We start from the raw sequence: 24887 nt of genomic DNA on the forward strand, positions 1-24887 counted from the left end.
CAATCTAAATTACTTTCCATCACTTGTCGGATGCGAGTGACCATAAGAATAAAGACTTCCACTTGCGTGTTAATACGCATTAGAAACTGATTAAGAGAAGGTATTGGTATGAAACAGACAAGAGTCTTGCTTTCAATGGCGGCACTTGGTTTAGTTGCTAGCCCGTTAGCATACAGCCACGGATACGTTTCAGCGGTTGAAAGCGGAGTTGCAGAAGCTCGTGCAACGTTATGTAAGTATCCAGCTGACACTGGAGAAAAGAACGTAAATTGTGGCTCCGTTCAGTGGGAGCCCCAAAGCGTTGAAGGCCCTGAGGGCTTTCCTCAAGCGGGTCCTCCTGACGGCCAAATCGCAAGTGCAGGCCTAACGCAGTTTTCTCCTCTCAACGAGCAGACGTCTGACCGTTGGGTAAAGCGCCCTATTCAATCAGGTATGCAGACTTTTGAGTGGACATTTACAGCCAATCACGTCACTAAAGATTGGAAGTATTACATTACCAAGCCGAACTGGAATCCGAACCAAGCCTTGGCGAGAGATTCATTCGATCTGAATCCATTTTGTGTGGTAGAAGGCAATATGCAGAAGCCACCAAAATTAATGAGCCACCAGTGTAATGTCCCTGAACGGGAAGGCTATCAAATCGTACTAGCGGTGTGGGATGTGGGTGATACTGCCGCTGCTTTCTATAATGTTATTGACGTACAGTTTAATGGTGATGATCCTGGCATCCCTGGCTGGTCTCAAGCAGGTACAATCAATCCAACGATGGATTTGAAGGTTGGCGACTCCGTTTTCACTCGCGTCTTTGATTCTAACGGTGAGCTACCAAACCTTTCTACCAGTATTACCATTACTTCAGAGCAACAAGGACAGGCAAATCAGTGGTCTCACGCTCTCGCGACACAAATCAATCATGAACACACTGATATCAAAGCTGGACAGCAAGATAGTAACGGCAATATCTCACCAGTTTATGGTAGCAACACTGTGTATGTGGCAGATAATAGCGGCTTAGATCGCGTTGAAATTGGCTATGATATAGTGACACCTCCACCTTCCATCGGTGCAGACGTAACGGGACTGGAGCCAGAGTATCAAATCGGTGAAACACCAGTTGAACTGGCACTGAACGTCGCGGCTACAGGAAAAGTAGACGTAAGCATGAATGTTTACAACCACGCACAAGAATCTTTAGCGAGTCAGGAACTTAGCTTAGCGGATGGTGAAAACCAGAATGTAACCCTCATGCTGTCTAAATCTGAAGCTGGCCACCATATGTTAGTGACACGCGTAAGAGACGATAAAGGCAATCTTGTCGACCAAACGACGCAGGACTTTATGCTGGTAGAACAAACCGTCCCTGGCGACTATGACTTCGTCTTTCCTGATGGTCTGTCACAGTACACAGAAGGCACTAAAGTCCTCGCTAAGGATGGTCACATTTATCAGTGCAAACCATTCCCGAACTCCGGTTACTGTGTTCAATGGTCACCAACAGCAACCCAGTTTGAACCTGACGTCGGTAGCCACTGGACATCGGCTTGGAACAAACTGAATTAATCTAACCTCTAAGGTAGCACCTTCCCCTATGGGTGTTGCCTTTCTTGTTTTCACTCTTTTAAGTGGCCAATAAAAAAGCCCATTAACCTCTAGTTAATGGGCTTTATAATTCATTGGTCCAGCGTTTAGTTTTGCTGTTCGCCAACCATAGACAGAGCAAGCGCTTCTGCCACTTTGATACCATCAATACCTGCCGACAGAATACCACCAGCGTAACCTGCACCTTCACCTGCGGGGAAGAAGCCTTTAAGGTTAACACTTTGATAGTCTTTACCACGTTTGATGCAAACAGGCGACGAAGTACGAGTTTCAACACCGGTTAACAAACCATCTGCACCAGCGAAACCCTTGATCTTTTTATCAAACGCAGGAATCGCTTCTCTGATTGCTTCAATAGCAAAGTCAGGCAATGCTTTAGAGAGATCGGTTAGCTTGATACCCGGTGTGAATGACGGCTCTACCTCACCTAAAGCACTTGGGTCATTGCCTTTTAAGAAGTCACCAATTTTCTGAGCTGGTGCATCGTAATTTTCACCACCTAACAGGTAAGCATTACTCTCTAGTTCACGTTGGAACCGAATACCTGCTAATGGATCACCTGGGTAGTCTTGATCAGGTGAAATACCTACTACGATGGCACTGTTAGCATTGCGCTCAGCACGAGAGTATTGGCTCATACCGTTAGTCACTACGCGGCCTTCTTCAGAAGTCGCCGCAACAACGGTTCCTCCTGGACACATACAGAAGCTATATACTGTGCGACCATTTTTGCAGTGATGCACCAGTTTATAATCAGCCGCGCCAAGGATTGGGTTACCGGCATTAGAACCAAAACGTGCTTCATCAATCACTGATTGTCTGTGTTCAACACGGAAACCCACAGAGAAAGGTTTCGCTTCCATATAAACGCCACGTTCATGCAGCATTTCAAACGTATCACGAGCACTGTGACCTACCGCTAGTACCACGTGGCGTGATTTGATTTCTTCGCCATTTGACAGTGTCAAGCCAGTGATTTGCCCGTCTTCCATGTGAATATCATCAACGCGAGTACTAAAACGAATTTCACCACCTAGTTCGATGATTTTCGCACGCATTTTCTCAATCATGGTCACAAGTTTAAACGTACCAATATGTGGCTTACTCACGTAAAGAATTTCTTCTGGTGCACCAGCAGCTACAAACTCTTCGATGACTTTACGACCATAGTGCTTTGGATCTTTGACTTGGCTATAGAGTTTGCCATCTGAGAACGTCCCCGCACCACCTTCACCAAACTGTACATTCGACTCTGGGTTCAGTGTACGCTTACGCCAAAAACCAAAAGTATCCTTGGTACGTTCACGAACTTCCTTACCACGTTCAACGATGATCGGATTAAAGCCCATTTGTGCCAACACAAGGCCAGCAAATAGACCGCAAGGGCCAAATCCAATAACGACAGGACGCTCAGTGTTATCAGCTGGAGCTTTAGCAACGAATTTGTACTCCATATCCGGAGTGACTTTGACGTGTGGATCATCGGTAAATTTTTCAAGCAGTAATGCTTCATTCTGCACTTCTACATCTAGAGTGTAGATAAGAAGAATCTTGCTCTTCTTACGCGCATCATAGCCACGCTTGAACACATTGAATGACATCATCTGCTCAGCAGAAATGCCGAGTTTTTTAAGAATGGCAGCAGAAATTGCGCCTTCTTCGTGGTCAAGAGGAAGTTTAATTTCAGTTAAACGTATCATGGAGGGGTCTCGCCTAGTCGGTGTCTTAGCCTAATCGGTCAACTTGGGGACCGATAAGCTCACAATGGCGCGCATTTTACGTTAACTTGTTTTGTCTGTCATACTTAATTCACTTTAGGCAGGAGTTAGATACACGAATAACCTGCTTCTAATATTGAATTTTGTTGGCGAATGAGTATTATCGCCCCTCCACAAATTTGGCAAATTAAGAGTTGATAACCATGGCTTTTGTCGTCACTGATAACTGTATCCAATGCAAATATACCGATTGTGTCGCGGTGTGCCCTGCTGACGCATTCTACGAAGGCCCAAACTTTATGGTCATTAGCCCTATCGACTGCATTGACTGTGGACTTTGTGTACCTGAGTGTGACGCTCAAGCAATTTTCCAAGAAGACGAGCTTACGGAAGACCAGCAAGTATTTATTGAGTTGAACGCTGAATTGGCAGAAGTCTGGCCCAATATCACCGAAGTCAAACCTGCTATGGATGAAGCAGAGAAATGGAATGGCGTGCCAAACAAGTTAGGCATGCTTGAAAAATAGCACTATGAACACCAAAAAAGGGCGCAATATCAATAAGGTATTGCGCCCTTTTTAGTTCTAATCGTGTTCTGGAAAAGCCGTTAAACTTCACTATGTTGGCGGCGGAAGTTATCGAGAATAATCCCCGTTGCCATGGCTACATTCAGTGATTCGGCACCACCAAATGCTGGAATGGTAATTTTATCTGTCACATACTGTTCAGCGTCAGGGCGGACACCGTGAGACTCACTACCCATTAGCAAGATTCCCTCTGAAGAAAAGGTCATCTTATGCACATTTTCGCCTTCTAAGAACGCTCCATATACCGGTAGTGACGCTTGCTCTAGGTAGCTAGGAAGATCCAAAAGCGTTACTTGAACACGCCCAAAGCTGCCCATCGTAGCTCGGATGGTCTTTGGATTATACGGATCCGCACAATCGGTACTGGCCACGATATGTTTGATGCCATACCAATCGGCGATTCGAATAATGGTACCCAAATTACCCGGATCAGAGACCCCATCTAGGGCGATCATCATCCCTTTAGCCGCTGGTATTTCCGTTTGAGGGATCGCTACAACGGCCACTGCCGCATTGTTACTCACAAGAGAACTGGCTTTAGTCAGTTCCTCAAGTGATGCTTCGATACATTCAACACATTGCAGCGCTTCTCGATTGCTTGCTAAAAATTCACTGGTGGCAAAGACATGTTTTATCACCATGGATGTCTCCAATAGCTCTAACACGTTCTTCTCACCTTCTACGAGAAATAAGCCATGTGCTTTACGCTGTTTCTTTTGACTTAATGCACGAAGAAGTTTTAATTGGTTTTTGGAAATCATAGTCATACCCCAGATGAAAGCGCGGGCATTATATACTTAATTGAGAATCTGATGCGAGTAGCAAAACGCTGCCTAGCGTCATTTCTAAAACCTTGGCGTTTCAGAGAATATTGGGCAATAGCCATAAAGTTGCACTTATCGACGTTATGAACCAATTTGATAACAAAGTTTATAAAAACGCACACTAAAGAGCCTCAGCAAACGGTTGCTACCTGCCAATACAAAATAACCACAAAATAATCACCGTCACAATAAAACACCTAACTCAATGATTTTATTATGCTAAATATCAATATCACTCGGCTAGCTGTAAAAATACGACAATTCGCCTCTTGACTCTCACATTTACATCACCATAATACGCGCCGTTTGCCTGAAATCTGGTAAATGGTGTATTTAAATTTAGATAATTGTGAGGTAAGAGATGTCTGCGGATAACAACTACAGTCTAGGTCCGGTTCCACAATCGGCTAGAAAGGGAGTCGCTTCATTAACCATGGTGATGTTAGGACTGACTTTCTTCTCCGCAAGTATGTGGACAGGTGGTTCACTCGGTACTGGTCTCTCCTTTAATGATTTCTTCCTCGCTGTTCTCATTGGTAACCTCATCCTCGGTATTTACACTTCTTTTCTTGGTTACATCGGCTCTTCCACTGGCCTCTCCACTCACCTCCTAGCTCGTTTCTCTTTTGGCTCTAAAGGCTCTTGGCTTCCTTCTGTTCTTCTTGGCGGCACTCAAGTAGGTTGGTTTGGAGTCGGTGTGGCTATGTTTGCCATCCCCGTACAGAAAGCAACAGGTATCGATACCAATACGCTAATCATTGTTAGCGGCTTGTTGATGACGGCAACGGTCTACTTCGGTATTTCTGCCTTGATGGTACTGTCTGCCATCGCCGTTCCTGCTATTGCCCTCCTTGGTGGTTATTCTGTTTTGACGGCGGTCGACAGCGTGGGCGGCATTGGTGAACTTCAAAAGATTCAACCTGCAGAACCTCTTGATTTCTCAATTGCACTAGCAATGGTCGTTGGCTCATTCGTAAGCGCTGGTACACTAACGGCGGACTTTGTTCGTTTCGGTCGAAATCCAAAAGGCGCAGTATTCATTACTATGGTGGCGTTCTTTATCGGTAACTCACTGATGTTCATCTTTGGTGCCGCAGGAGCATCGGTTACGGGACAATCCGATATCTCTGAAGTGATGATTGCTCAAGGTCTATTGCTTCCAGCCATCATCGTACTAGGTCTAAACATTTGGACAACCAATGACAACGCGCTCTACGCATCAGGTCTTGGTTTCTCGAACGTGACAGGATTGCCAAGTAAGTATCTTTCTATGGCGAATGGTCTGGTGGGTACATTATGTGCGCTTTGGCTCTATAACAATTTCGTTGGTTGGTTGACCTTCCTATCGCTTGCTATCCCACCAATCGGCGGCGTGATCATCGCGGATTTCATTACAAACAGAAAACGTTACGCAAATTTTGAAACTACAAAATTCCAAACTGTAAACTGGGCAGGTATCATTGCAGTAGGTCTCGGCGTAGCTGCAGGTAATTTTCTGCCAGGTGTAGTACCAGTTAATGCTGTACTTGGTGGTGCCATCAGCTATGTTGTATTGGACCGACTTATCAACAAAAAAGCGGCGCAACTTAAACAAGCAGACGCTTAATAATTAGGAATTTGGTGTTATGTCATCTTTGCTCATTCAAAATGCTTCAATCAATATGAAAGAAGGTCTGTATGACCTTTTGATAGAAGACGGCGTATTCAAGGCGATTGAAGCTGCTGGCTCAAAAACGCTAACTGCAGACAAACACATTGACGCGACGGGTCACATGGCGACAGCGCCATTTTGCGAACCTCACATTCACTTAGACACGACTCAAACTGCTGGTGAGCCTAGTTGGAACATCTCTGGTACGTTGTTTGAGGGGATTGAACGTTGGGCAGAGCGCAAGGCGCTTTTGTCTATTGAAGACGTTAAACAGCGTGCTAAACAAACTTTAAAGTGGCAGATTGCCAACGGTATTCAGCACGTTCGTACTCACGTTGATGTATCTGACCCAACACTCACCGCGCTTAAAGCGATGGTGGAAGTTCGTGAAGAAATGAAGCAATGGGTTGATATCCAGATCGTTGCTTTTCCGCAGGAAGGTATTTTGTCTTACCCGAATGGCAAAGAGCTCCTTGAAGAAGCCGTACAGCTTGGTGCGGATGTTATCGGCGCAATTCCACATTTCGAATTTACTCGCGAGTACGGTGTGGAATCACTTCATTACGTCTTTGAATTGGCGCGTAAATATGACTGCTTGATTGATGTTCACTGTGATGAAATTGATGACGAGCAATCTCGCTTTGTTGAGACACTCGCAGCACTCGCTCATAAATACGAAATGGGCGATAGAGTGACAGCTAGCCACACCACCGCAATGGGTTCTTATAACGGTGCGTACGCATCTCGCTTGTTCCGTCTGCTGAAGATGTCAGGCATTAGCTTTGTCGCAAACCCACTGGTTAACATTCACTTACAAGGTCGTTTCGACGATTATCCTAAGCGTCGCGGTGTAACACGAGTAAAAGAAATGTTGGCTGCAAACATCAACGTCTGTTTTGGTCATGATGATGTTTTTGATCCTTGGTACCCATTGGGAACTGCCAACATGCTCCAAGTCTTGCACATGGGGTTACATGTATGTCAGGTAATGGGCTACGATCAAATCAATCAATCACTTGACTTGATCAGTACTAACTCAGCTAAAGCGCTGAATATCCAAAACAAGCACGGTTTGGAAGTAGGCAAAGCAGGTAGCTTACTATTGCTGCCAGCGGAAAATGGCTTTGATGCCGTTCGACGCCAAGTCCCTGTCAGCTACTCTATTCGTAACGGTACTGTCATTGCTCAAACGAAGCCAGCTGAGACTCAAATCCACCTCGAGTCCTCTGAAAACGTTACGTTTAAACGCTAATCACCATCTCAAAAGAGCAAGTCACGAATGGCTTGCTCTTTTTGTAACTAATTCATAAGAAATTCATTTAATCCTTTGCTAGGTGTGTTACACTGCTTGCGCTCTGGTGTTCAGAGTTATTTAAAGTAAGAGTAAAAGAGTACGAGAAGTATTGTCAGATAATCTCCCTAGCGGGTATTTGTCATTCGTTTTTCCCATTTACGGCTTGATTAAATAAACGGAAACACAAAGCGAGACCGCCGCAAGGCAAAAATTTTTAATCTTAAAAGTAAGGGACATAACATGTCTAACACAAATACTGGCACTGTAAAATGGTTTAACGAAGAGAAAGGCTACGGCTTCATCGCTCAAGAGAACGGTCCAGACGTATTCGTTCACTTCCGCGCTATCTCTGGCGAAGGTTTCAAAACTCTAAAAGAAGGCCAAGCGGTTTCTTTTGGTGTTGAGCAAGGCCAAAAAGGTCCTCAAGCTGTTAACGTTATTCCTCAATAATAACGACAGTTAAAGAATTTCTAAAAGGCTTCGAGTAATCGAAGCCTTTTTTGTATCTGTCAACACAGCTACCTACCTCTCTTTTCCAACGCTTTTCTAACACTGCTACATTAGGCTACTAAACTCATCATCTTTACGATATCTCCTGTCACTCACCGTGACATAGGCTGTCTCTCCGAGGCTCTAAATCAGGAGAGTCAGTCATCCAATCTTATGGATTTCCACGCAGGGATGCGATTTCGTCAGTTGGTATTTTCTAACTGTATTTTTGACAATTTTGGAATCGTAAAGACATATGAAAAAACTGAAATTAACAATGCTTGTCATTGGCGCTTCACTATTGTCAGGCTGTTCCGTCTACAACGCGGTAAAAGCAGGACAACTGCAAGCGGACTACGACCTAATCTTAAGAAATAGCGCGATTTATAATTCTGATAATGGTAGCCAATACAGTATTCCTGTGCCTCATAATAAAAGCAGGAACAAGATGCTGGTTTGTTATAACCAAAGCGGTATCTTCAGTGCCTCCGATTCTGAGGAGTTACAAGAAGTGGCCAATGAATGGCTAAGTAAAAATAAGCCGGGAAAGATCGCTGGCGACGGACTAAACCGCTCTGGCGTTTGGGATTCTAGAACCTGTTATGAGTTCGACATTGTGGATATTCAACCGATAGGTGCGTATCTCGATGAGGACACAGGGGAAGTCGTTATCGTCGGTGAAAGTCACGGATAAGCAATATATAAGAGCCTAGATTTAGGCTCTTCTTACTTTATTCATACCACGACTCTGGGATGGGGTCATCGTACAAAAAGACATCTTGGTTTCGCTTTAAGAACGCTTGCGCTATATCTGCCATTCCTTTCGCACTGGCTAAAAACGACCTTGCCTCTCCAATAGTTCCCCAATGGCCGATACCCTGTTTAACAAATGGGCGCTCAAGCTTGCCATAGTTTTCATGAATGCTGCCAAATGGGCTTTTATGGCGATGTAGAATCGTCTCAATAGCTTCATCATCCTTAATGATAGTGATAGCTTCTGACTCTGAGTCAATACGGTTAGGAATCGCATTCCACTCCTCCACACCATGTATATATGTGTTACGAGTTAGAGGACACCCTAGAAAGAGAATCTGCGCATCAACGTCATAGAGTTTTCCCCACGCGCCATGTCGAGGGCATGGAGACGTCAATGTTTCTTCACCTGCAATAAACTGCTCAGCATTTTTTCCCAAAGCGGCCATAGAGTGCGTAGGATGAAGCGAACGAAGCACGCCCTCTCTTTGCCTAAACATCTCACCAAGGATACCGACGCAAGAGGGTTCTGTTTTAGGGTTGTAAATACCATTTGCAAGATTGTGCTTGTCCCAGCTGTGTGTGGGTAGCAATAGCAACCCTTCAGACATAAACTCACTCAAGGCATCCAGTACTGTGTCAGCACCACCCGCAACGTCGCCAATGGCTTTCATGGAGGAGTGTACGAGCAACGTTCCATTTGGGTTGATGCCGATATCTTGGAAATCGCTAATTAATCTCTGTTTCTTGATCATTTTTTCGTTGGTTTTTCGTTGTGTCGAAAGATACTGACAAAAACCGCAGTAAATAACCGTTAACCAGACGTGTATTCTGGCAAATTTACAGAGATATGACGAAAAAAGCCGGAGCAAAAAGCTCCGGCTTAACGACCAACTAGAGGTCTTAGAAGAACCCTAGCGGACTAGTCGAATAACTCACCAACAAGTTCTTAGTGTTTTGATAATGGTCGAGAGCCAGTTTATGAGTTTCTCGTCCAATACCCGACTTCTTGTAACCACCAAATGCAGCGTGTGCTGGATATGCATGATAGCAGTTAACCCACACTCGTCCTGCTTGAATCTCACGTCCCATCCGATACGCTAAGTTGCCATTACGAGTCCAAACCCCTGCCCCTAGACCATACTCAGTATCGTTAGCAATTCGCAATGCGTCAGCTTCGTCTTTAAATGTGGTGATCGCGATGACAGGGCCAAAAATCTCTTCTTGGAATACACGCATTTTGTTGTGACCTGCAAGCATGGTTGGCTGTATGTAATAGCCATCTTGTAAGTCACCTTCTTGCTTGTTCATGTCGCCGCCAATGATCACTTTTGCGCCTTCTTGACGTCCTATTTCAAGATAGCTCATGATCTTATCAAACTGCTCTTGTGACGCTTGAGCACCGACTTGCGTCGTCACATCAAGAGGGTTTCCTTGTTTTATGGTGGCTGAACGCTCCTCAAGCTTGGCAATAAACTTGTCGTAAATTGACTCTTGAACCAACACTCGAGATGGGCAAGTACACACTTCACCTTGGTTAAAGAAAGCTAATAGTGTTCCCTCAATGCACTTATCTAAGAAATCATCATCCTTATCAAAGATATCTTCGAAATAAACATTTGGAGACTTACCTCCAAGTTCAACCGTCGAAGGTATCAAGCTTTCAGCTGCACACTTCAATATATGGTGGCCAATTTCCGTTGAACCAGTAAACGCAAGTTTATTAAGACGCTCGCTGGTTGCTAACGCTTGACCAGCCTCTGCACCATAACCGTTGACGATGTTGACTACGCCAGCAGGAATTAAGTGACCTATTTTTTCCATAAGCATTAAGATAGATGCTGGCGTTTGCTCCGCAGGCTTAAGTACCACGCAACACCCTGCTGCTAATGCTGGTGCCAGTTTCCATGCTGCCATCAGCATTGGAAAGTTCCACGGAATGATCTGACCAACGACGCCAACAGGTTCTGGGAAATGGTAGCTTGCAGTATTCGCATCAATATCCGCTGCTGACCCTTCCTGCGCACGAATACAACCAGCAAAATAACGGAAGTGATCCACGGCTAAAGGAAGGTCAGCCGCTAATGTTTCACGCACCGGTTTGCCATTCTCCCACGTCTCTGCGACAGCAAGTTCTTCAAGATGCTGCTCTATTGTATCTGCGATTTTGAGCAGGATATTTGAGCGCTCAGTAACACTGGTTTTACCCCAAGCGTCCCGCGCTGCATGGGCGGCATCGAGGGCTAGGTTAATATCAGCCTCATCAGATCTAGGTACCTCACAGAATGCTTTCCCATTAACTGGAGACGTATTCTGGAAATATTGTCCCTTCACAGGAGCAACCCATTCCCCCCCGATAAAGTTTTCGTAACGAGACTTATAGCTAACGACTGCGTTTTCCGTTCCTGGTTGAGCGTAAATCATGTCTATTCCTTTTGTTGTTTTATCAAACGGTTGGAAGTGCCTATTACAGAAGGCACAAGCAAATCTTGTCAGTAGACATTGTGACAAGGGCAAAATTTACACCAAGGTAGAACAAAGAAATGTTATCATTGTGTAAATTAATGATTAATAATAGTTTTAGCTTTAGTTAATTATCTCAACAGTTGTAGATGCTCAACGGGCACCTGTACCAATTTAGAGCATGATGTCACAGTGAACTGCTACAAAATGGAACACTCATGTTAATTAGCCATACAACTAATGAAAAAGCGTGGATCAAGGACTCTTGGAAGCGCAGTATTCAAGCCGGTTTAAGTAGCCGCCATTTACCCGAAGATCATCGACTTAGCAACGTCGAAGTTACCGAACGAATTGATAGACACCAAACTCTGATAAACGTCATTGAGAAACATGCGTACCCACTTTTTTGTCAGATATTTTCTCGTACGGATAGCAGACTTATCTTAGCGGATATCAATGGGGCAATAGTAAAGACATGGGGACAAAAACGATTTCGCGAAAAACTGACGGAGATAGCTCTAGATCAAGGAGTGCTTTGGGATGAAGGGCTGAAAGGTACAAACGCCATAGGAACTGCATTGGTAGAAAAACGCCCAGTATCAGTCATAGGTGGAGAACACTTTATTAGGCATCATCATTTCATTAGTTGTACTGCTAGCCCTATCTTTTCGCCCACAGGAGACCTCATCGCGATATTGGATGTGACTAGTGAGTATCAAACCCATAACGACGCCACTCGAGTACTTATTCAAAACATGGTTCAAAACATAGAGAGTGAACTACTCAACTTCATTCCCGATGCGGCATTAAAAATACGCCTTGGTCATGATAGTTCCGTGCTTAATAGTGGTTGGCAAGGAATCGTTGTCACCGATAAAAATGGGCAAGTGCTGGCTCAAAATGCTATTGCCTCCAGTGTACTGGCTAACCAACTCAAACCAGGCGATCCCATTGAGTCAGTCATTGGCTCATTGGCACTTGATCGTATCCGTAAAACGGATCAGTTTTACTATCAGGTTGAGTCTGTTAAACCCCTGCTTCATCTCCCCAAGAACCAATCAGAAACCGAGCCTTCAAACTGCCCATTACACCAAGGAGATAGTCGGGTTGAAAAAGCTTGGCAACAAGCCACTAAAGTCATGTCAAAACGTATAGGTTTGGTAATTTCAGGAGAAACGGGAACCGGGAAAAATGAATTCGTAAAAGCCTTGCATAAACAAAGCTCACTTGCCAAAAGACCTCTTGTCGCTATCAACTGTGGAGCGCTACCAAAAGACCTTATTGAGTCCGAGTTATTTGGTTATGCTCCGGGAGCTTTTACAGGTGCTCACCATAAAGGATTCGAAGGTAGATTCAGGCAAGCGAATGGCGGCATTTTATTTCTCGACGAAATTGCAGACCTACCTCTTAACGCTCAATCGCGCCTTCTGCATGTACTGCAAGAGAAAATTGTTGCGCCCATTGGAGCCAATCGCAGCTATCCTGTCGATGTCTACGTCATCGTTGCTAGTCACAAAAATCTAACTGATATGGTCACCAATGGAGAATTCAGAGAAGACTTATGGTATCGACTAGAGGGATTGAGTATTACCTTACCAAGTGTTCGTGAAAGAGAGGACACACAGCAACTCATTGAATCAACGTTTACGCAGGAGTCCAATAAACAGCGTCTATCCAATGATGTTATTGACCTCATGCTTAAGTACGATTGGCCGGGAAATCTTCGAGAAGTTCACTCTACTTGCCGTTTGATCGCCGCTCTATGTGACAGTCCGATCATCAACCTAAATGATCTTCCAGAAAACATACTACGTAAGCTCACCACTACACGCACTGCCACTCTAAATAAAGATGACGACCTACAGTCGACAATTGATAATAAGCTATTGAAAACTATCGAAGAAACAAAGGGAAACGTAAGCTTAGCATCACGAATTTTAGGCGTGAGTAGAAACACTATTTATCGAAAATTAAGGAAGCTCGGTATGGATAACATTTCTTAATCGTTTCGAGAAAAACCTTTTGTTAGACAATGACTCCAATATATCCGTTAATGCGCACGACTCTTGAGTACCCTGCTCCACAACATTGGCACTCAAGAAGCAGTTCGTGACCATCATGGAAGATCATCACGAGGTTTGATTTTTCAGGTTAACGCTAATTCCCAATCATCAAATCGAGCGAAAATTCGAAAAAGAAAAAAGATTAGTACCAGCCTGAGCGCATGATAAGTGAGACATGCCGTGACTAATACTTCCAAACTTGACCGCATCCGTGCCGACTACAACGTACAACACTGGAGCCAAAATTTCTTTGGCATCAATGACAAAGGCGACGTAACTGTTTCTCCTCGTAAAGACGGTCAACACCATGTTCCATTAACTCGTATTGCCCAAGCACTTGAAGAAAAAGGGTTAACCTTGCCTGCTCTAGTGCGTTTTCCGCAAATCATCCATCAGCGAGTTCATGGTATCTGCGACGCGTTTAACCAAGCGATCAATGATTACGGATATAACAACGAATATCTATTGGTTTACCCTATTAAAGTAAACCAGCAAAAAGACGTCGTAGAGCAAATTCTTGCTAGCCAAGCCGAAGCTGAAACTAAGCAGCTCGGTCTTGAAGCGGGCAGTAAGCCGGAGTTGATGGCAGTGCTCGCTATGGCTCAACGAGCAAGCTCTGTGATTGTTTGTAACGGCTACAAAGACAGAGAATATGTGCGTCTTGCACTGATTGGCGAAAAGCTTGGCCACAAAGTTTTCATCGTTCTTGAGAAGCTATCCGAGCTGGATATCGTTCTTAAAGAAGCAAAAGCACTAAACGTTAAACCTCGTGTCGGTTTACGTATTCGCCTAGCATCACAAGGTGCAGGTAAGTGGCAAGCAAGCGGCGGTGAGAAGTCGAAATTTGGTTTGTCAGCGTCTCAAGTACTACAAGTCGTTGAAAGATTGAAAGCTGAAGACCAGCTAGAAATGCTTCAGTTAGTTCACTTCCATCTAGGTTCGCAGATGGCCAACATCCGTGATGTACGCAATGGTGTGAACGAGGCTGCACGTTTCTACTGTGAGCTTCGCAAAATGTCAGTGCCTATTGCTTACTTCGACGTTGGGGGCGGGCTAGCCGTTGATTACGATGGTACACGTAGCCAATCAAGCAGTTCCATGAACTACGGCTTGGCGGAGTACGCTCGCAACATCGTAAGTACCGTAGGTGATGTGTGTGCTCTTTATGAAGAAAGCGCGCCAGTGATCATTTCAGAATCTGGTCGCTCACTCACTGCACACCACGCTGTATTGATTACCAATGTAATAGGTACGGAAAGCTATAATGTGGAAACGGTTGATGCACCGAGCGAAGACGCACCGCTGCTGCTGCAAAATATGTGGCAGAACTGGCAAAACCTAAGAGCGGGCACCGATGCACGTGCACTTATCGAGATTTACAACGATACTCAAAGTGACCTGAGCGAAGCTCAAACACTCTTCACTTCTGGTGTCGTGGATTTGCATCAGCGTGCTTGGGTTGAGCAGTTAAGCTTAAGCATTTATGGCGAGTTGCATAAACAAATGGACAACAAGAATCGTTTCCACAGACCGATTCTTGACGAACTAAGCGAGCGTTTGGCTGACAAGTTCTTCGTGAACTTCTCCCTGTTCCAGTCGCTTCCTGACGCTTGGGGAATTGAACAAGTATTCCCAGTGTTGCCACTATCTGGTTTAGGAAGTGAAGAGCAGACTCGTGCTGTTATGCTAGACATCACATGTGACTCTGATGGTGCAGTTGACCAATATGTTGATGGTCAAGGCATTGAGTCAACACTACCAGTGCCAGCTTGGAACAAAGACCAACCATACTTGATGGGCTTTTTCCTAGTAGGCGCATACCAAGAGATCTTGGGTGATATGCATAACCTGTTTGGCGATACGCACAGCGCGGTAGTTAACGTCACTGATAATGGTGATTTCGAGTTTGCTGCTATCGACCTTGGCGATACCGTTGAAGATATGATGCGTTACGTGCACATTGACGTAGAAGCGATCAAAAACAATTACAAAGAGCTTGTTGAAAAACACATCGAAGCTGATGAACAAGCCTTAATTTTAGAAGAATTAGAATACGGCCTAACAGGCTATACCTATTTAGAGGATTTTTAAATGAATGATTTGTTTACTAAAACTGATTATTCACTGTATTCAAACGCGATGACGTTTGTTCGTCGTCCATACGTGAAAAATCCAGTTTCTGCTGACGCAGATGTGGTTGTTTTAGGTGTTCCACTCGACATGGCGACCTCTGGTCGCCCTGGCGCTCGTCTAGGACCAGACGCCATTCGCCGTGCATCAGTCAATCTTGCGTGGGAAGGAAAGAAGTTTCCTTGGGATTTTAACGTATTCGACAAAACAAAAGTTATCGACTCTGGCGACCTAGTTTTCGACTGTGGTGACGCAGAAGATTTCACCTATCGCTTAGAAGCAGCGACTAGCGAAATTCTAAAGAGTGGTAAGACTATGCTTGCATTGGGTGGTGATCACTTCATCACACTGCCGATCTTACGCGCGTACGCTAAACATCACGGAGAAATGGCGCTAATCCATTTCGACGCACATACTGACACTTATGCTAATGGCAGTAGTTACGACCACGGTACCATGTTCTACCATGCGCCAAAAGAAGGGTTAATCTCAGCCAAGCATTCGATCCAAATAGGCATTCGTACTGAGTATGATTACGATGACCATGGTTTTAAAGTCATCAACGCAATGCAAGCGAATGACCAGAGTGTTGAAGAAATTGTTAGCCAGATCCGTGAAACTATCGGTGACAAACCAGTATATATCACGTTTGATATCGACTGCTTGGATCCCGCTTTCGCGCCAGGAACGGGAACACCTGTTTGCGGCGGACTAAATTCAGATAAAGTGCTAAAGATCATCCGAGCTTTGGCTGGTATCAACGTGGTAGGGATGGACGTGGTAGAAGTCTCACCTCCTTACGACCAAAGCGAATTGACTGCTCTCGCTGGTGCAACCATAGCATTAGAGCTGCTTTATGTTTGGGCGAGTAGACCGACTCAAGAGTAATCTCATGAAAACAGCAAGGCCATTTAGTCTTGCTGTTTTTTTACATTCTATTTTCTGTCACCACTTTTGGCACAAAATGGTAAATCTAGCCGCTAAATACCTCTACACTGCGCCTCATCCTAAATACAACGCCGAGGCACCGCTATGCACAAACTACTTATTATCTTATTAACTACTTTTGTTCCTGTATCTGCCTCATTCGCTGATATCTCCATTAAAACAGATAAACTAGAACTCAGTGAAGATTGCATCAGCTACGAATCAGACCGAGTGCGGATTGAATCAGAAGAATGCGATTCAAAACACCTCAAAAATAAAAAAGATCGCAGTTCCCACGGAAAAAACAATCCGGGTAAAGGGCATGGGAAAAAGAAATAGGGCAGCGCAGCATCACGCAACCTAGTCTGATACTAATCCAACCACATTTTCGCCAGTGTCGGTACCCCCATAGCATTGATCTCAACCCCCGATAAGTTGTGTGACGTCTTGAAGATCATGTCATCTCGCCATAATGGGCAATAGTAGAACTGTTGGATAAGCCAGTTTTCAGCTTTGTGCATCTTTAATAAGAAGTCGTCGCTAGTTTGGCTCTCTTCTAGCCATTCATCTAGAAAGCGGGTCATGTTTTTTTGATTTTCTACCGATAGACACCTGAGGAAAACATCTGATGTTAAAAGCCATTCATAATACTGAAATGCTTGATCCTCACTAAACACATAGCAATCAAAATAGATATCGACGCTATAATCGTGTGCATCGCCCTTATCTACCACGACCCAAGATTCAGACGCGACATCTATCTGCTCTAGCACTTTCAAAAGCAGGTTGCGATGTACGTGCCTGACTTCAATAACCACAGGTCTTCGAGGTAATGCAGATGTTGTCGTAAAGAAGTACAGTCCTTCATTTTGATGACATCGCATTATGCTGTTTGCCTGACACATATTCATTTCAACCGCTCTGAACTGATTCACGATCCAATGTCGCTCTTCAGGCGATAACATGTTGTTATGATGAATGAACTGAAGTACTAGCCCCCCATCTTGTTCGGCTACTTGGCTATCTTCATCATTGTTTGATGATAAGTCCCGTAGTTCCTCAAAATGGGCCGCTTTGGGAGAGGAATCCGTTTCCCAAAATTCGACTTGCTCTATTAAACCACCAAGCGCGAAATATCTGTGGTTCTTAGTTAAACTCCAATGAAAAGACTTAAACATACCAACAGAGTAAGGCCCCGTTCCGTTAGGAAAGGTCGGTTGTTCGGTATCAAAGATACCGGAATGGACGTCCGCTAAAAGATGAACAAACACAGGGTCATGTTGACGTAGTTTTATGTGAACCCATTGTCCCTCTATAGTGACGCTCTCTAAATGCCTGAATAGTATTTTGTAGCTGTGCTCGCTGTTATGCCTGATTAACAGATTGTCCTTCACTTTCTCTGCCGTTAATCGATGATTATCATGAAAATAGACATCATTTCTTAATCGGAAGCTCAGTTGATTATCTTGATAGCTAAAATGGTGGGCAAGGTGCGGTATGACACGCTGGGTGACAGTATCAAATCTTAACAATGTATCAAATACGCCCTCAAGTAGCATGATAGAACGAGACGAACGAGCATGCATCGGTCGCCATTCAGGAAGTGGGAATGGCGTCGCATAGATCAACGTATTTTGCTTTCTTAGCTCACTTTCTGCATCTTGTAACCAATTAGAAAGGTTGGCTTTAAAGTCAATCTGGAAGTCAAAATGTTCCGCTATTTCAAACGCTGTTTGGACCTGTCCTACACCAACTAAAGCTCTCAACTGCTGTAGTGTAACTGCTTTAAAATCAACAAGTAATGTAACTTGAGACAAATTACCTCGCCCTCGACCTGCTTTCCAATCCAGCCACCCACGATTCATCAAAGTGCCCATCAACTTGCTGACATTACGTTCGGAACACGACAAGTTTTCCGCTAGCTCTCCTACCGTAACAGATTGAGTAGTACCAACTGAATACAGTCGGTTAAGCTGTTGTAGCCTTCTCAGTTGCGTTATCGAGTAAAAAGGTGAACTTCCCATAATCATCTCTTCATTCTTTGTTCGTCAATTAGTTTACATAATAACCACACACCCATCTCGGAGGTCAATATGTATCCTGTATATTATCCAACACGCACTGTAAGAGCCGAACGCCAAGATTACCACCATGTTGCCAAGGTGACCGAACCTAAGCTCCTGAGCATTTTGTTTGTATTTCTAAAACTCATTCTTGTTCTGTAGGCAAATGTAGAGAAACCCGTACCATGAACACTAACTCACATTTCGCAGTTAGAAAAAAGCCTCGATACTGTTGCCAGCATCGAGGCTTTCAGAAAATACCGATTTACCACATCAAATCATCAGGCACCACATACTGTGCATAAGGGTCATCCTCTTCAAGGACTTCCTCTTTCGATTCATTTTCAATGATAGTTTCTGCATCACGCTCCATGATCTTCTTAGCAACGATGCTTGGAATAACCGCATAAGTGTCTTCTTGTCTCGCGATGGAAAGGATCCCTTTACTGAGCTGGTCTCTGGTTTCTTGAGTCACATAGATAGACTTAACTAAAGTGCCATCAGTGAAATTGTATTTAATATCACCATCACGCTGTTCGATAGTATTTAGCGTAATTAACTGTTTAACTTGAGCCTTAATCTCTTTGCTCAATTTCTCTTCATCACGCTGTTTGTTTAACGCTTGATCTCTTTCTTTTTGTGCCGCTTTGTTCTCTTCAACAGCCGCTTTTGCTTCACGCGCTTGAACACGAGATTTTTTAGAGCCTTTTTTGGCTTTCTTAAGTTTTTTTTCGTTTACAAGGCCAGCTTTTAGCATCTGTTCTTGTAGGCTTAGTTTCGACATGGGAGTAGACCTGAATCAATTTACCTATTGCCTTAATGTTCCCAAGAAATGCGCGCGAGAGCAAGTGCTACGCTGCTATCTCAAAATAAAAAATCCCTACATCAAATCAGAGATCACGTTGGCATTTAAACACTTTGAGACTTACGCAGTATTGCTATATGTTAGTGCTTAGAAAATAACAAAAATTTAACGATTTTATGCTACTCGACATCACTCAATTAGCCACCTTATTTGTTGCCGGTATTCTCGGCGGCATTCTCAACTCCATTGCAGGAGGAGGAAGTTTTATTACTTTCCCTGCCCTGCTTCTGGCTGGTATCCCCCCAATAACCGCCAATGCCACCAACACATTCGCCGCATGTGCCGGCTATATAAGTGGCACCTACGCGTTCAGACGTGAAATTGTCAGAGACAGAGCAAACCTTGCCAAGATCATAGTACTAAGCCTTTTTGGCGGCATCACAGGTAGTTTCCTTTTGATTCAAGTCTCTGAGCAACAGTTCGTTACCGCGGTGCCGTGGCTTCTTTTGATCGCTACCTTGTTGTTCTTATTTGGCGACATCATCAATAATCACCTCAAAAAGATCAGTAGCCACGCTAAGCTTGGCTTGTTGATATCGCTAATGCTGTCATTGTTCCTAATAGGGGTAGGTGTATTTGGCGGGTTCTTCAATGCGGGCTTAGGGGTTATCGGGCTGAGTTACTTAGCAGTCGCAGGCTATCGCGATATCAATCTAATGAACGGACTCAAACTGCTAATTTCTACCTGTGTGTCAGCTATTGCCATCGTACTTTTTATCTTCAACGGATTGATTGATTGGCAATCAGGTATTGCTGTCATGCTGGGCACATTAACGGGCGGTTACTTTGCTGCTGATTTATCACGAAAAGTGCCCCAGTCTTACGTTCGTGGCTTTGTTGCATTGAGTTCTATTGCCATCACCTGCTACTTTTTCTACGACACATACCTATAACCAATGGAAATAACCGACATAACTTATATAACCCTCTGACCTATCAATGACAAAGTGATGACCGGACGGTAATCAACTAGGTTTGTGGATATGTTACTGATACTTCCTACCCTTATTAGTAAATGTATCCAAAAATACCGAGGCCTTCATGTCAGTACGCTACGCGGTTCTATTATCGCTTGTTTCATCGGCGGCTTTTGCACAGCCAACCCCTTTCCCGACCATTCCCAATGATACTGGGAAAGAGTTTATGGTCAGTGCTACCAATCCTTACGTCACAAGCACTGGCTACACCGTTCTCAAGCAAGGTGGAAATGCTATTGATGCTATGGTGGCCATGCAAATGGTTATGTCAGTTGTTGAGCCGGACATGACCGGTATTGGCGGTGGTACGTTCGCCTTGTATTACGACAATAAAACCAAAAGTTTTACCGCCTACGATGGACGAGATGCCGCTCCGGCGAGTGCAACGCCCGACATGTTTCTCGATGACAACGGCAAGGCAATCAGCCGAAACGATATTTTGGGGCCTCGCTCTGTCGCAATACCAGGGACCCTTAAGCTCCTCTACGAAACACATCAAAAACATGGCAAGTTAGAGTGGGCACAGTTGGTCCAGCCAGCTATAGATTATGCTGAAAACGGCTACGCCATGAACAGCTATACCTATGACATTGTCGTGCGTGAAAGTGAACGTTTAGTCAATGACCCTGAGATAAAAGCGCTGTACTGGAAAGGAGAGACGATTCGGCCAACTGGTACCAAAATGACCAACCCTAAAATGGCGAAAACACTTAAAATGATCGCCCAACAAGGGGATAGCTATCTCTATCAAGGGCCATTGGCAGAGCGTATTGTTGAGACGGTCAACGCACAGCTAAAAGATGGACAAGCCAAACTCACTCTAAAGGATTTTACCGATTATCGAATGAAGCAACGCGATATCGTCCGCTCAAATTACCGAGGCAATCAAATCGTCTCATTTGGTTACCCTGCTTCCGGCGGTGTTCTTGTTTCTCAGTCACTTGATATGCTCGAGAAGTATGATATCTCCAACATGACGTACACCAGTGCCGAACCTTGGAGACTAATGGTAGAAGCGATGAGACTCGCTAAGGAAGATCGTATAGCGTACGCAGGCGATCCTAGCTACGTTGATACGCCCGTCAAAGAATTGCTTGCGGAAGACTATATCGATGATCGTTATGAGCTCATTCCTGAGCAAGGGGCAGGTAATAAGAAATCGATAAAACCGGGATTGCCTTCAGCTAAGACACCTGCCAATCACGAGGGTTTTGAAAGCCAAGACACTGGACATATTTCTATCGTCGATGCACAAGGTAACGCGGTAGCCATGACGAGTACCGTCGGAACGGGAATGGGCTCCGGCGTTATGGTCGATGGCGTTTTACTTAATGCTCAGATGGCAAACTTCTCTTCAATTCCGAGTATCAAGGGTAAGCCAGTTCAAAACTCTATCGAACCAGGTAAGCGACCACGTTCTGCCATAACGCCACTAATGATGATGGATGACAAAGGCCAGTTGCGTTTGGTGGTTGGCAGTCCGGGTAGTTCTCAGATTCCGGGGTATGTGCTAAAAACCATCGTTGGTATTGTTGATTGGGGTCTACCCGCGCAAGATGCCATCGATCTGCCCAATATTCAGTACGGAACGAAAATCGACCGTACCAAGCCATATAACCCTACAGGTCTATTGGTCGAAAAGCGCACATTTGCAGAATCTATGGTGCCAGAGTTTGCCGATATGGGCTACAAAGTTCACGTTATCCCTGTGGTAAGTGGGCTCAACGCAATTGAAATTAAAGATGGAGAGTTACATGGTGCCACTGATCGTCGCCGAGCCTCGACTTCGTTAGGTGATTAAACTTCTCTTTGACATAGTTTCATTCACTTAAAAGACAGAGCCTCATGGCTATACTGAGGCTCTTGTTTTATAACTTAGTTAAACCTTCATACACAATAAATGAACTAAATTGATAGAAACTATAAGAACTGCCTCAGGATTCAAAAAAGAAGGTTAACTCGAATCTTTACTTCCAACGATACTGAATAAGAAATATCCATCAGCGGTACTTTCTACAGTCCCACTACTTTTAGCTCCTCAGTGCCGTTTCTCCCTCTTCTCAAATTAAGTAGCGTGACTTCAGAGTAAGCTTTATTGACACTGAGTGACATGATGCTGTTTTGACCACTGGTTAATCTAAGCCTTAGTTAAATGAATCAAGACTTTACCTTTAACAGAGGCCAGACATGAAATATCAAGATCGTTTAGAAGAAACCGTGAACCATCTCGGCATGGTACTAGCAGAGCAAAAGCAGTTGCTTAAAGAACACAAAGCAACCATGAACTACGCCGAGCGCCTTGAGAATATTCTCACTCCCACAGACTCACTCACAACTAAAGGCGATGATCTGTTAATTGGAGGCTGCAAAGCAAACGATCTTATTGAACAATACGGCAGCCCGCTATTTGTGCTGAGTGAAGATACACTGCGTGGTAACCTGCGTCGTGTTAAAGCAGCGTTTGGGAATTACTGGCCGAAACCCGTCAACGTTATGTTCGCAATCAAGTCGAATACTAACTTCGCGGTACGTGCAATTTGTAATGAAGAAGGTGTTGGCGGCGATTGCTTTGGTCCAGGTGAAGTAGAAGCGACTCATATTGCTGGAGCAGATCCAGAAACGATCGCTCTCAACGGCACCGTGAAGCCTGAGCTAGCAATTCGCAAAGCGATTGAGTACGGCTATGCCATTCACCTAGACTCTTATGAAGAAATCGAAATAGTTGAACGTATCGCCCGTGAAGTAAAACCTGAGGACAAAGTAAGAATTGCTGTTCGTCTCAAGGTTCTACCGGACGACTTCTTCGACAACTTCACACCAGATGCCTACCCATTCCCTGACTTCAAAGGTGCAATGAAGTGGATCAAGTTTGGTTTGTTGCGTGAAGAAGCGAAGAAAATCGTTAACCGCGTAAAAGAGATCGATATATTTGAATTCTACGGCTTCCACACTCACCTAGGTCGTTTCTCTAAAGATCCAGCAGGCTGGGATGCGTTGTATCGCCAATACGCGAAAGATGTGATTGAAATTTCTCGTGCTTGTGATGTTCAACCATTCCAAGTCGATCTTGGCGGCGGTTGGCCACGTGAACGTGAGCCTGAATGTCGTAGCAAAGAGCACATGATGAACGCCAATACCATTGAAGACTACGCAAAAGTGGTTTGCTCGGGCATGTTGGACGAATTCAACCGTGCTGGTTTTGACATCCCTCAGTTGTGGTTAGAACCGGGCCGCTATATTGCAGGCAACATAGGTACGCTTCTCACGTCAGTTTATGTCGTTAAAGACGATCAAGAAATGGACTACACCTACACTATGGTGGATGCGTCTACTTACCTAGCGACCTTGGTGGAATCTCAGGAGTCTAAAAACCCTGTCCTCCCCGCAAATAAAATGACACAACCAGTGGTAGCAAAAACCACTGAGATTGCAGGTCCAATCTGCATCCCTTCAATCTGGGAAAGTGGTGCCACCATGCCTGAACTGCAACCAAAAGATGTACTGGCGATTATGGATGTAGGCCACTACGCTGAGTCTCAGGCCAGCCAATTCAACTCGTTACCGCGCCCGGCTACAGTACTGGTTAAGGATGGTCAATCTGAACTAATCAAGCGTGCAGAAACCGTAGAAGATGTGTTTGCAACTCAGATACTTCCAGAACGTTTTATCAAAGCAAAAGCGGAACTCGAAAAAGCCAGAACACCAGTGAAAAAGCCAGCACGTAAAGCTGCGACGAAGAAGCCAACAGCCAAAACAGCTGCTAAAAAGCCCGCTGCCAAAAAGCCTGCGGCTCGCAGAGTGTCTCGTCGAAGCGCCGACAAAATATAGAGTAACGTAGAACAAAAAAGCTCCTCGCCACTGGCAGGAGCTTTTTTGCCTTAAGCTTATTTGGAGTAGATATGCCTAAACGTGAGATTAATCCTCGGTTCAACATGGCGGGCTGTTTTCGGTACCGTATGTAACCAATGGTGCTGTGTATCACCAGCCATCACTAATAGACTTCCACTGGGTAAATCTAGCGTTATCTTCTGCTTGGTTTCTCGATGTTTAAGCGCAAATCGGCGCGTGCCACCAAAGCTCAACGATGCGATCACTGGACAGTTGCCAAGTTCTGGTTCGTTATCGCTATGCCAACCATTCGAGTCTTGTCCTGTTCGATATAGATTAGCTAAAACCGAATTAAACGGTGCTTCAGAAGCCAACTCACATCGCCGTCTTAAGTCTTCGAGATGCGGTGTCCAAGGTAGAGGATCCAAAGTTAAATTGGAGTATTGATAACTCGCGTCACCATACCATGCTTGCAACCTTGGTATCGTCACCCATTTACCAAACATCATGATCTTATCTTCACGCCATTGCAGCTCGCTGTTTAACAGACGAAACCACTCTAATGATTCGAACACGTCAATAAAATCAGGAATCCACAGCAGTTTACCGCCCGGTATTTCAGTCCAACTTCCTCGTGCTAATTCCATAACTAAAAC

General features: G+C 44.6%; 20 protein-coding genes. 13 read left to right on the forward strand and 7 right to left on the reverse strand.

The window, feature by feature from the left end:
• The first annotated feature begins 108 nt into the window (after positions 1-108).
• Positions 109-1560, forward strand: a complete 1452-nt coding sequence (gene gbpA, locus AWH66_RS23405; protein ID WP_063603227.1) for an N-acetylglucosamine-binding protein GbpA — start codon at positions 109-111, stop codon at positions 1558-1560.
• 125 nt (positions 1561-1685) lie between these two features.
• Here the strand turns inward: gbpA and AWH66_RS23410 are convergent, their stop codons facing one another.
• Positions 1686-3299, reverse strand: a complete 1614-nt coding sequence (locus AWH66_RS23410; RefSeq protein ID WP_063603226.1) for an NAD(P)/FAD-dependent oxidoreductase — start codon at positions 3297-3299, stop codon at positions 1686-1688.
• A gap of 221 nt (positions 3300-3520) precedes the next feature.
• Here AWH66_RS23410 and fdxA point away from each other — a divergent pair, with 221 nt between their 5' ends.
• Positions 3521-3844 carry a ferredoxin FdxA gene (fdxA, locus tag AWH66_RS23415; RefSeq protein ID WP_006069141.1) on the forward strand — a complete coding sequence of 108 codons (324 nt, stop codon included), beginning with the start codon at positions 3521-3523 and terminating at the stop codon, positions 3842-3844.
• Between the two features lie 80 nt (positions 3845-3924).
• On the opposite strand, the gene AWH66_RS23420 is transcribed toward fdxA, so the two are convergent.
• Positions 3925-4665, reverse strand: coding sequence for an RNA methyltransferase (locus AWH66_RS23420; RefSeq protein ID WP_063603225.1), 741 nt, complete (start codon positions 4663-4665; stop codon positions 3925-3927).
• Between the two features lie 424 nt (positions 4666-5089).
• Between AWH66_RS23420 and codB the strand changes: the two genes are divergently transcribed.
• The 4 genes from codB to AWH66_RS23440 all read left to right on the forward strand — a co-directional run bounded on the left by codB (position 5090) and on the right by AWH66_RS23440 (position 8856).
• A complete protein-coding gene (gene codB / locus AWH66_RS23425) occupies positions 5090-6334 on the forward strand; it encodes a cytosine permease (protein ID WP_063603224.1) in 1245 nt (414 codons plus the stop codon).
• Positions 6335-6353: 19 nt separating this feature from the next.
• The gene (locus AWH66_RS23430) at positions 6354-7631 is read left to right on the forward strand and encodes a cytosine deaminase (RefSeq protein ID WP_063603223.1); all 1278 of its coding nucleotides are present in this window, start codon (positions 6354-6356) and stop codon (positions 7629-7631) included.
• Between the two features lie 282 nt (positions 7632-7913).
• Positions 7914-8123: a cold-shock protein gene (locus AWH66_RS23435; RefSeq protein WP_006069145.1), complete on the forward strand. Its 210-nt coding sequence runs from the start codon at positions 7914-7916 to the stop codon at positions 8121-8123.
• 295 nt (positions 8124-8418) lie between these two features.
• Positions 8419-8856, forward strand: a complete 438-nt coding sequence (locus AWH66_RS23440) for a hypothetical protein (RefSeq protein ID WP_063603222.1) — start codon at positions 8419-8421, stop codon at positions 8854-8856.
• Positions 8857-8893: 37 nt separating this feature from the next.
• On the opposite strand, the gene AWH66_RS23445 is transcribed toward AWH66_RS23440, so the two are convergent.
• Positions 8894-9670, reverse strand: a complete 777-nt coding sequence (locus AWH66_RS23445) for an AAC(3) family N-acetyltransferase (RefSeq protein ID WP_063603221.1) — start codon at positions 9668-9670, stop codon at positions 8894-8896.
• Between the two features lie 148 nt (positions 9671-9818).
• Positions 9819-11339 (reverse strand): acetaldehyde dehydrogenase ExaC, encoded by a 1521-nt coding sequence (gene exaC / locus AWH66_RS23450; RefSeq protein WP_063603220.1) that lies wholly within the window; start codon positions 11337-11339, stop codon positions 9819-9821.
• A 257-nt stretch (positions 11340-11596) separates the two neighbouring features.
• Here exaC and AWH66_RS23455 point away from each other — a divergent pair, with 257 nt between their 5' ends.
• The 4 genes from AWH66_RS23455 (at position 11597) to AWH66_RS23470 (ending at position 16837) form a co-directional block, all read left to right on the forward strand.
• Entirely contained in the window at positions 11597-13381 is a 1785-nt protein-coding gene (locus AWH66_RS23455; protein ID WP_063603219.1) for a sigma-54-dependent Fis family transcriptional regulator, read from the forward strand.
• Positions 13382-13621: 240 nt separating this feature from the next.
• Positions 13622-15532 (forward strand): biosynthetic arginine decarboxylase, encoded by a 1911-nt coding sequence (gene speA, locus AWH66_RS23460; protein WP_063603218.1) that lies wholly within the window; start codon positions 13622-13624, stop codon positions 15530-15532.
• Complete coding sequence (gene speB / locus AWH66_RS23465) at positions 15533-16459, forward strand: agmatinase (RefSeq protein WP_063603217.1); 927 nt, start codon at positions 15533-15535, stop codon at positions 16457-16459.
• Positions 16460-16603: 144 nt separating this feature from the next.
• A complete protein-coding gene (locus tag AWH66_RS23470) occupies positions 16604-16837 on the forward strand; it encodes a hypothetical protein (RefSeq protein ID WP_063603216.1) in 234 nt (77 codons plus the stop codon).
• A 32-nt stretch (positions 16838-16869) separates the two neighbouring features.
• On the opposite strand, the gene AWH66_RS23475 is transcribed toward AWH66_RS23470, so the two are convergent.
• The gene (locus AWH66_RS23475) at positions 16870-18522 is read right to left on the reverse strand and encodes an SgrR family transcriptional regulator (RefSeq protein ID WP_063603711.1); all 1653 of its coding nucleotides are present in this window, start codon (positions 18520-18522) and stop codon (positions 16870-16872) included.
• 304 nt (positions 18523-18826) lie between these two features.
• Positions 18827-19345 carry a DUF2058 domain-containing protein gene (locus AWH66_RS23480; RefSeq protein WP_063603215.1) on the reverse strand — a complete coding sequence of 173 codons (519 nt, stop codon included), beginning with the start codon at positions 19343-19345 and terminating at the stop codon, positions 18827-18829.
• A 197-nt stretch (positions 19346-19542) separates the two neighbouring features.
• On the opposite strand from AWH66_RS23480, the gene AWH66_RS23485 reads away from it, so the two are divergent.
• The 3 genes from AWH66_RS23485 (at position 19543) to AWH66_RS23495 (ending at position 24231) form a co-directional block, all read left to right on the forward strand.
• Positions 19543-20319 carry a sulfite exporter TauE/SafE family protein gene (locus tag AWH66_RS23485; RefSeq protein ID WP_063603214.1) on the forward strand — a complete coding sequence of 259 codons (777 nt, stop codon included), beginning with the start codon at positions 19543-19545 and terminating at the stop codon, positions 20317-20319.
• 148 nt (positions 20320-20467) lie between these two features.
• Positions 20468-22204, forward strand: a complete 1737-nt coding sequence (gene ggt / locus AWH66_RS23490; RefSeq protein WP_063603213.1) for a gamma-glutamyltransferase — start codon at positions 20468-20470, stop codon at positions 22202-22204.
• A gap of 386 nt (positions 22205-22590) precedes the next feature.
• Positions 22591-24231 (forward strand): diaminopimelate decarboxylase family protein, encoded by a 1641-nt coding sequence (locus AWH66_RS23495; RefSeq protein WP_063603212.1) that lies wholly within the window; start codon positions 22591-22593, stop codon positions 24229-24231.
• 56 nt (positions 24232-24287) lie between these two features.
• On the opposite strand, the gene AWH66_RS23500 is transcribed toward AWH66_RS23495, so the two are convergent.
• On the reverse strand, positions 24288-24878 hold the full coding sequence (locus AWH66_RS23500; RefSeq protein WP_063603211.1) for an alpha-ketoglutarate-dependent dioxygenase AlkB family protein: 591 nt from the start codon (positions 24876-24878) through the stop codon (positions 24288-24290).
• Positions 24879-24887: the final 9 nt, after the last annotated feature.

This window comes from Vibrio barjaei, assembly GCF_001639065.2.
In the GTDB taxonomy this organism is placed as follows: Bacteria; Pseudomonadota; Gammaproteobacteria; order Enterobacterales; family Vibrionaceae; genus Vibrio; species Vibrio barjaei.

Bases quoted from the DNA above. Each gene is read 5' to 3' on its own strand.
- AWH66_RS23410 (WP_063603226.1), bottom strand. From the start codon at position 3,299: ATGATACGTTTAACTGAAATTAAACTTCCTCTTGACCACGAAGAAGGC.
- fdxA (WP_006069141.1), top strand. From the start codon at position 3,521: ATGGCTTTTGTCGTCACTGATAACTGTATCCAATGCAAATATACCGAT.
- AWH66_RS23475 (WP_063603711.1), bottom strand. From the start codon at position 18,522: ATGGGAAGTTCACCTTTTTACTCGATAACGCAACTGAGAAGGCTACAA.
- AWH66_RS23420 (WP_063603225.1), bottom strand. From the start codon at position 4,665: ATGATTTCCAAAAACCAATTAAAACTTCTTCGTGCATTAAGTCAAAAG.
- AWH66_RS23445 (WP_063603221.1), bottom strand. From the start codon at position 9,670: ATGATCAAGAAACAGAGATTAATTAGCGATTTCCAAGATATCGGCATC.
- AWH66_RS23430 (WP_063603223.1), top strand. From the start codon at position 6,354: ATGTCATCTTTGCTCATTCAAAATGCTTCAATCAATATGAAAGAAGGT.
- AWH66_RS23455 (WP_063603219.1), top strand. From the start codon at position 11,597: ATGTTAATTAGCCATACAACTAATGAAAAAGCGTGGATCAAGGACTCT.
- AWH66_RS23440 (WP_063603222.1), top strand. From the start codon at position 8,419: ATGAAAAAACTGAAATTAACAATGCTTGTCATTGGCGCTTCACTATTG.
- AWH66_RS23470 (WP_063603216.1), top strand. From the start codon at position 16,604: ATGCACAAACTACTTATTATCTTATTAACTACTTTTGTTCCTGTATCT.
- ggt (WP_063603213.1), top strand. From the start codon at position 20,468: ATGTCAGTACGCTACGCGGTTCTATTATCGCTTGTTTCATCGGCGGCT.
- AWH66_RS23495 (WP_063603212.1), top strand. From the start codon at position 22,591: ATGAAATATCAAGATCGTTTAGAAGAAACCGTGAACCATCTCGGCATG.
- gbpA (WP_063603227.1), top strand. From the start codon at position 109: ATGAAACAGACAAGAGTCTTGCTTTCAATGGCGGCACTTGGTTTAGTT.
- speB (WP_063603217.1), top strand. From the start codon at position 15,533: ATGAATGATTTGTTTACTAAAACTGATTATTCACTGTATTCAAACGCG.
- AWH66_RS23435 (WP_006069145.1), top strand. From the start codon at position 7,914: ATGTCTAACACAAATACTGGCACTGTAAAATGGTTTAACGAAGAGAAA.
- exaC (WP_063603220.1), bottom strand. From the start codon at position 11,339: ATGATTTACGCTCAACCAGGAACGGAAAACGCAGTCGTTAGCTATAAG.
- AWH66_RS23500 (WP_063603211.1), bottom strand. From the start codon at position 24,878: ATGGAATTAGCACGAGGAAGTTGGACTGAAATACCGGGCGGTAAACTG.
- AWH66_RS23480 (WP_063603215.1), bottom strand. From the start codon at position 19,345: ATGTCGAAACTAAGCCTACAAGAACAGATGCTAAAAGCTGGCCTTGTA.
- codB (WP_063603224.1), top strand. From the start codon at position 5,090: ATGTCTGCGGATAACAACTACAGTCTAGGTCCGGTTCCACAATCGGCT.
- AWH66_RS23485 (WP_063603214.1), top strand. From the start codon at position 19,543: ATGCTACTCGACATCACTCAATTAGCCACCTTATTTGTTGCCGGTATT.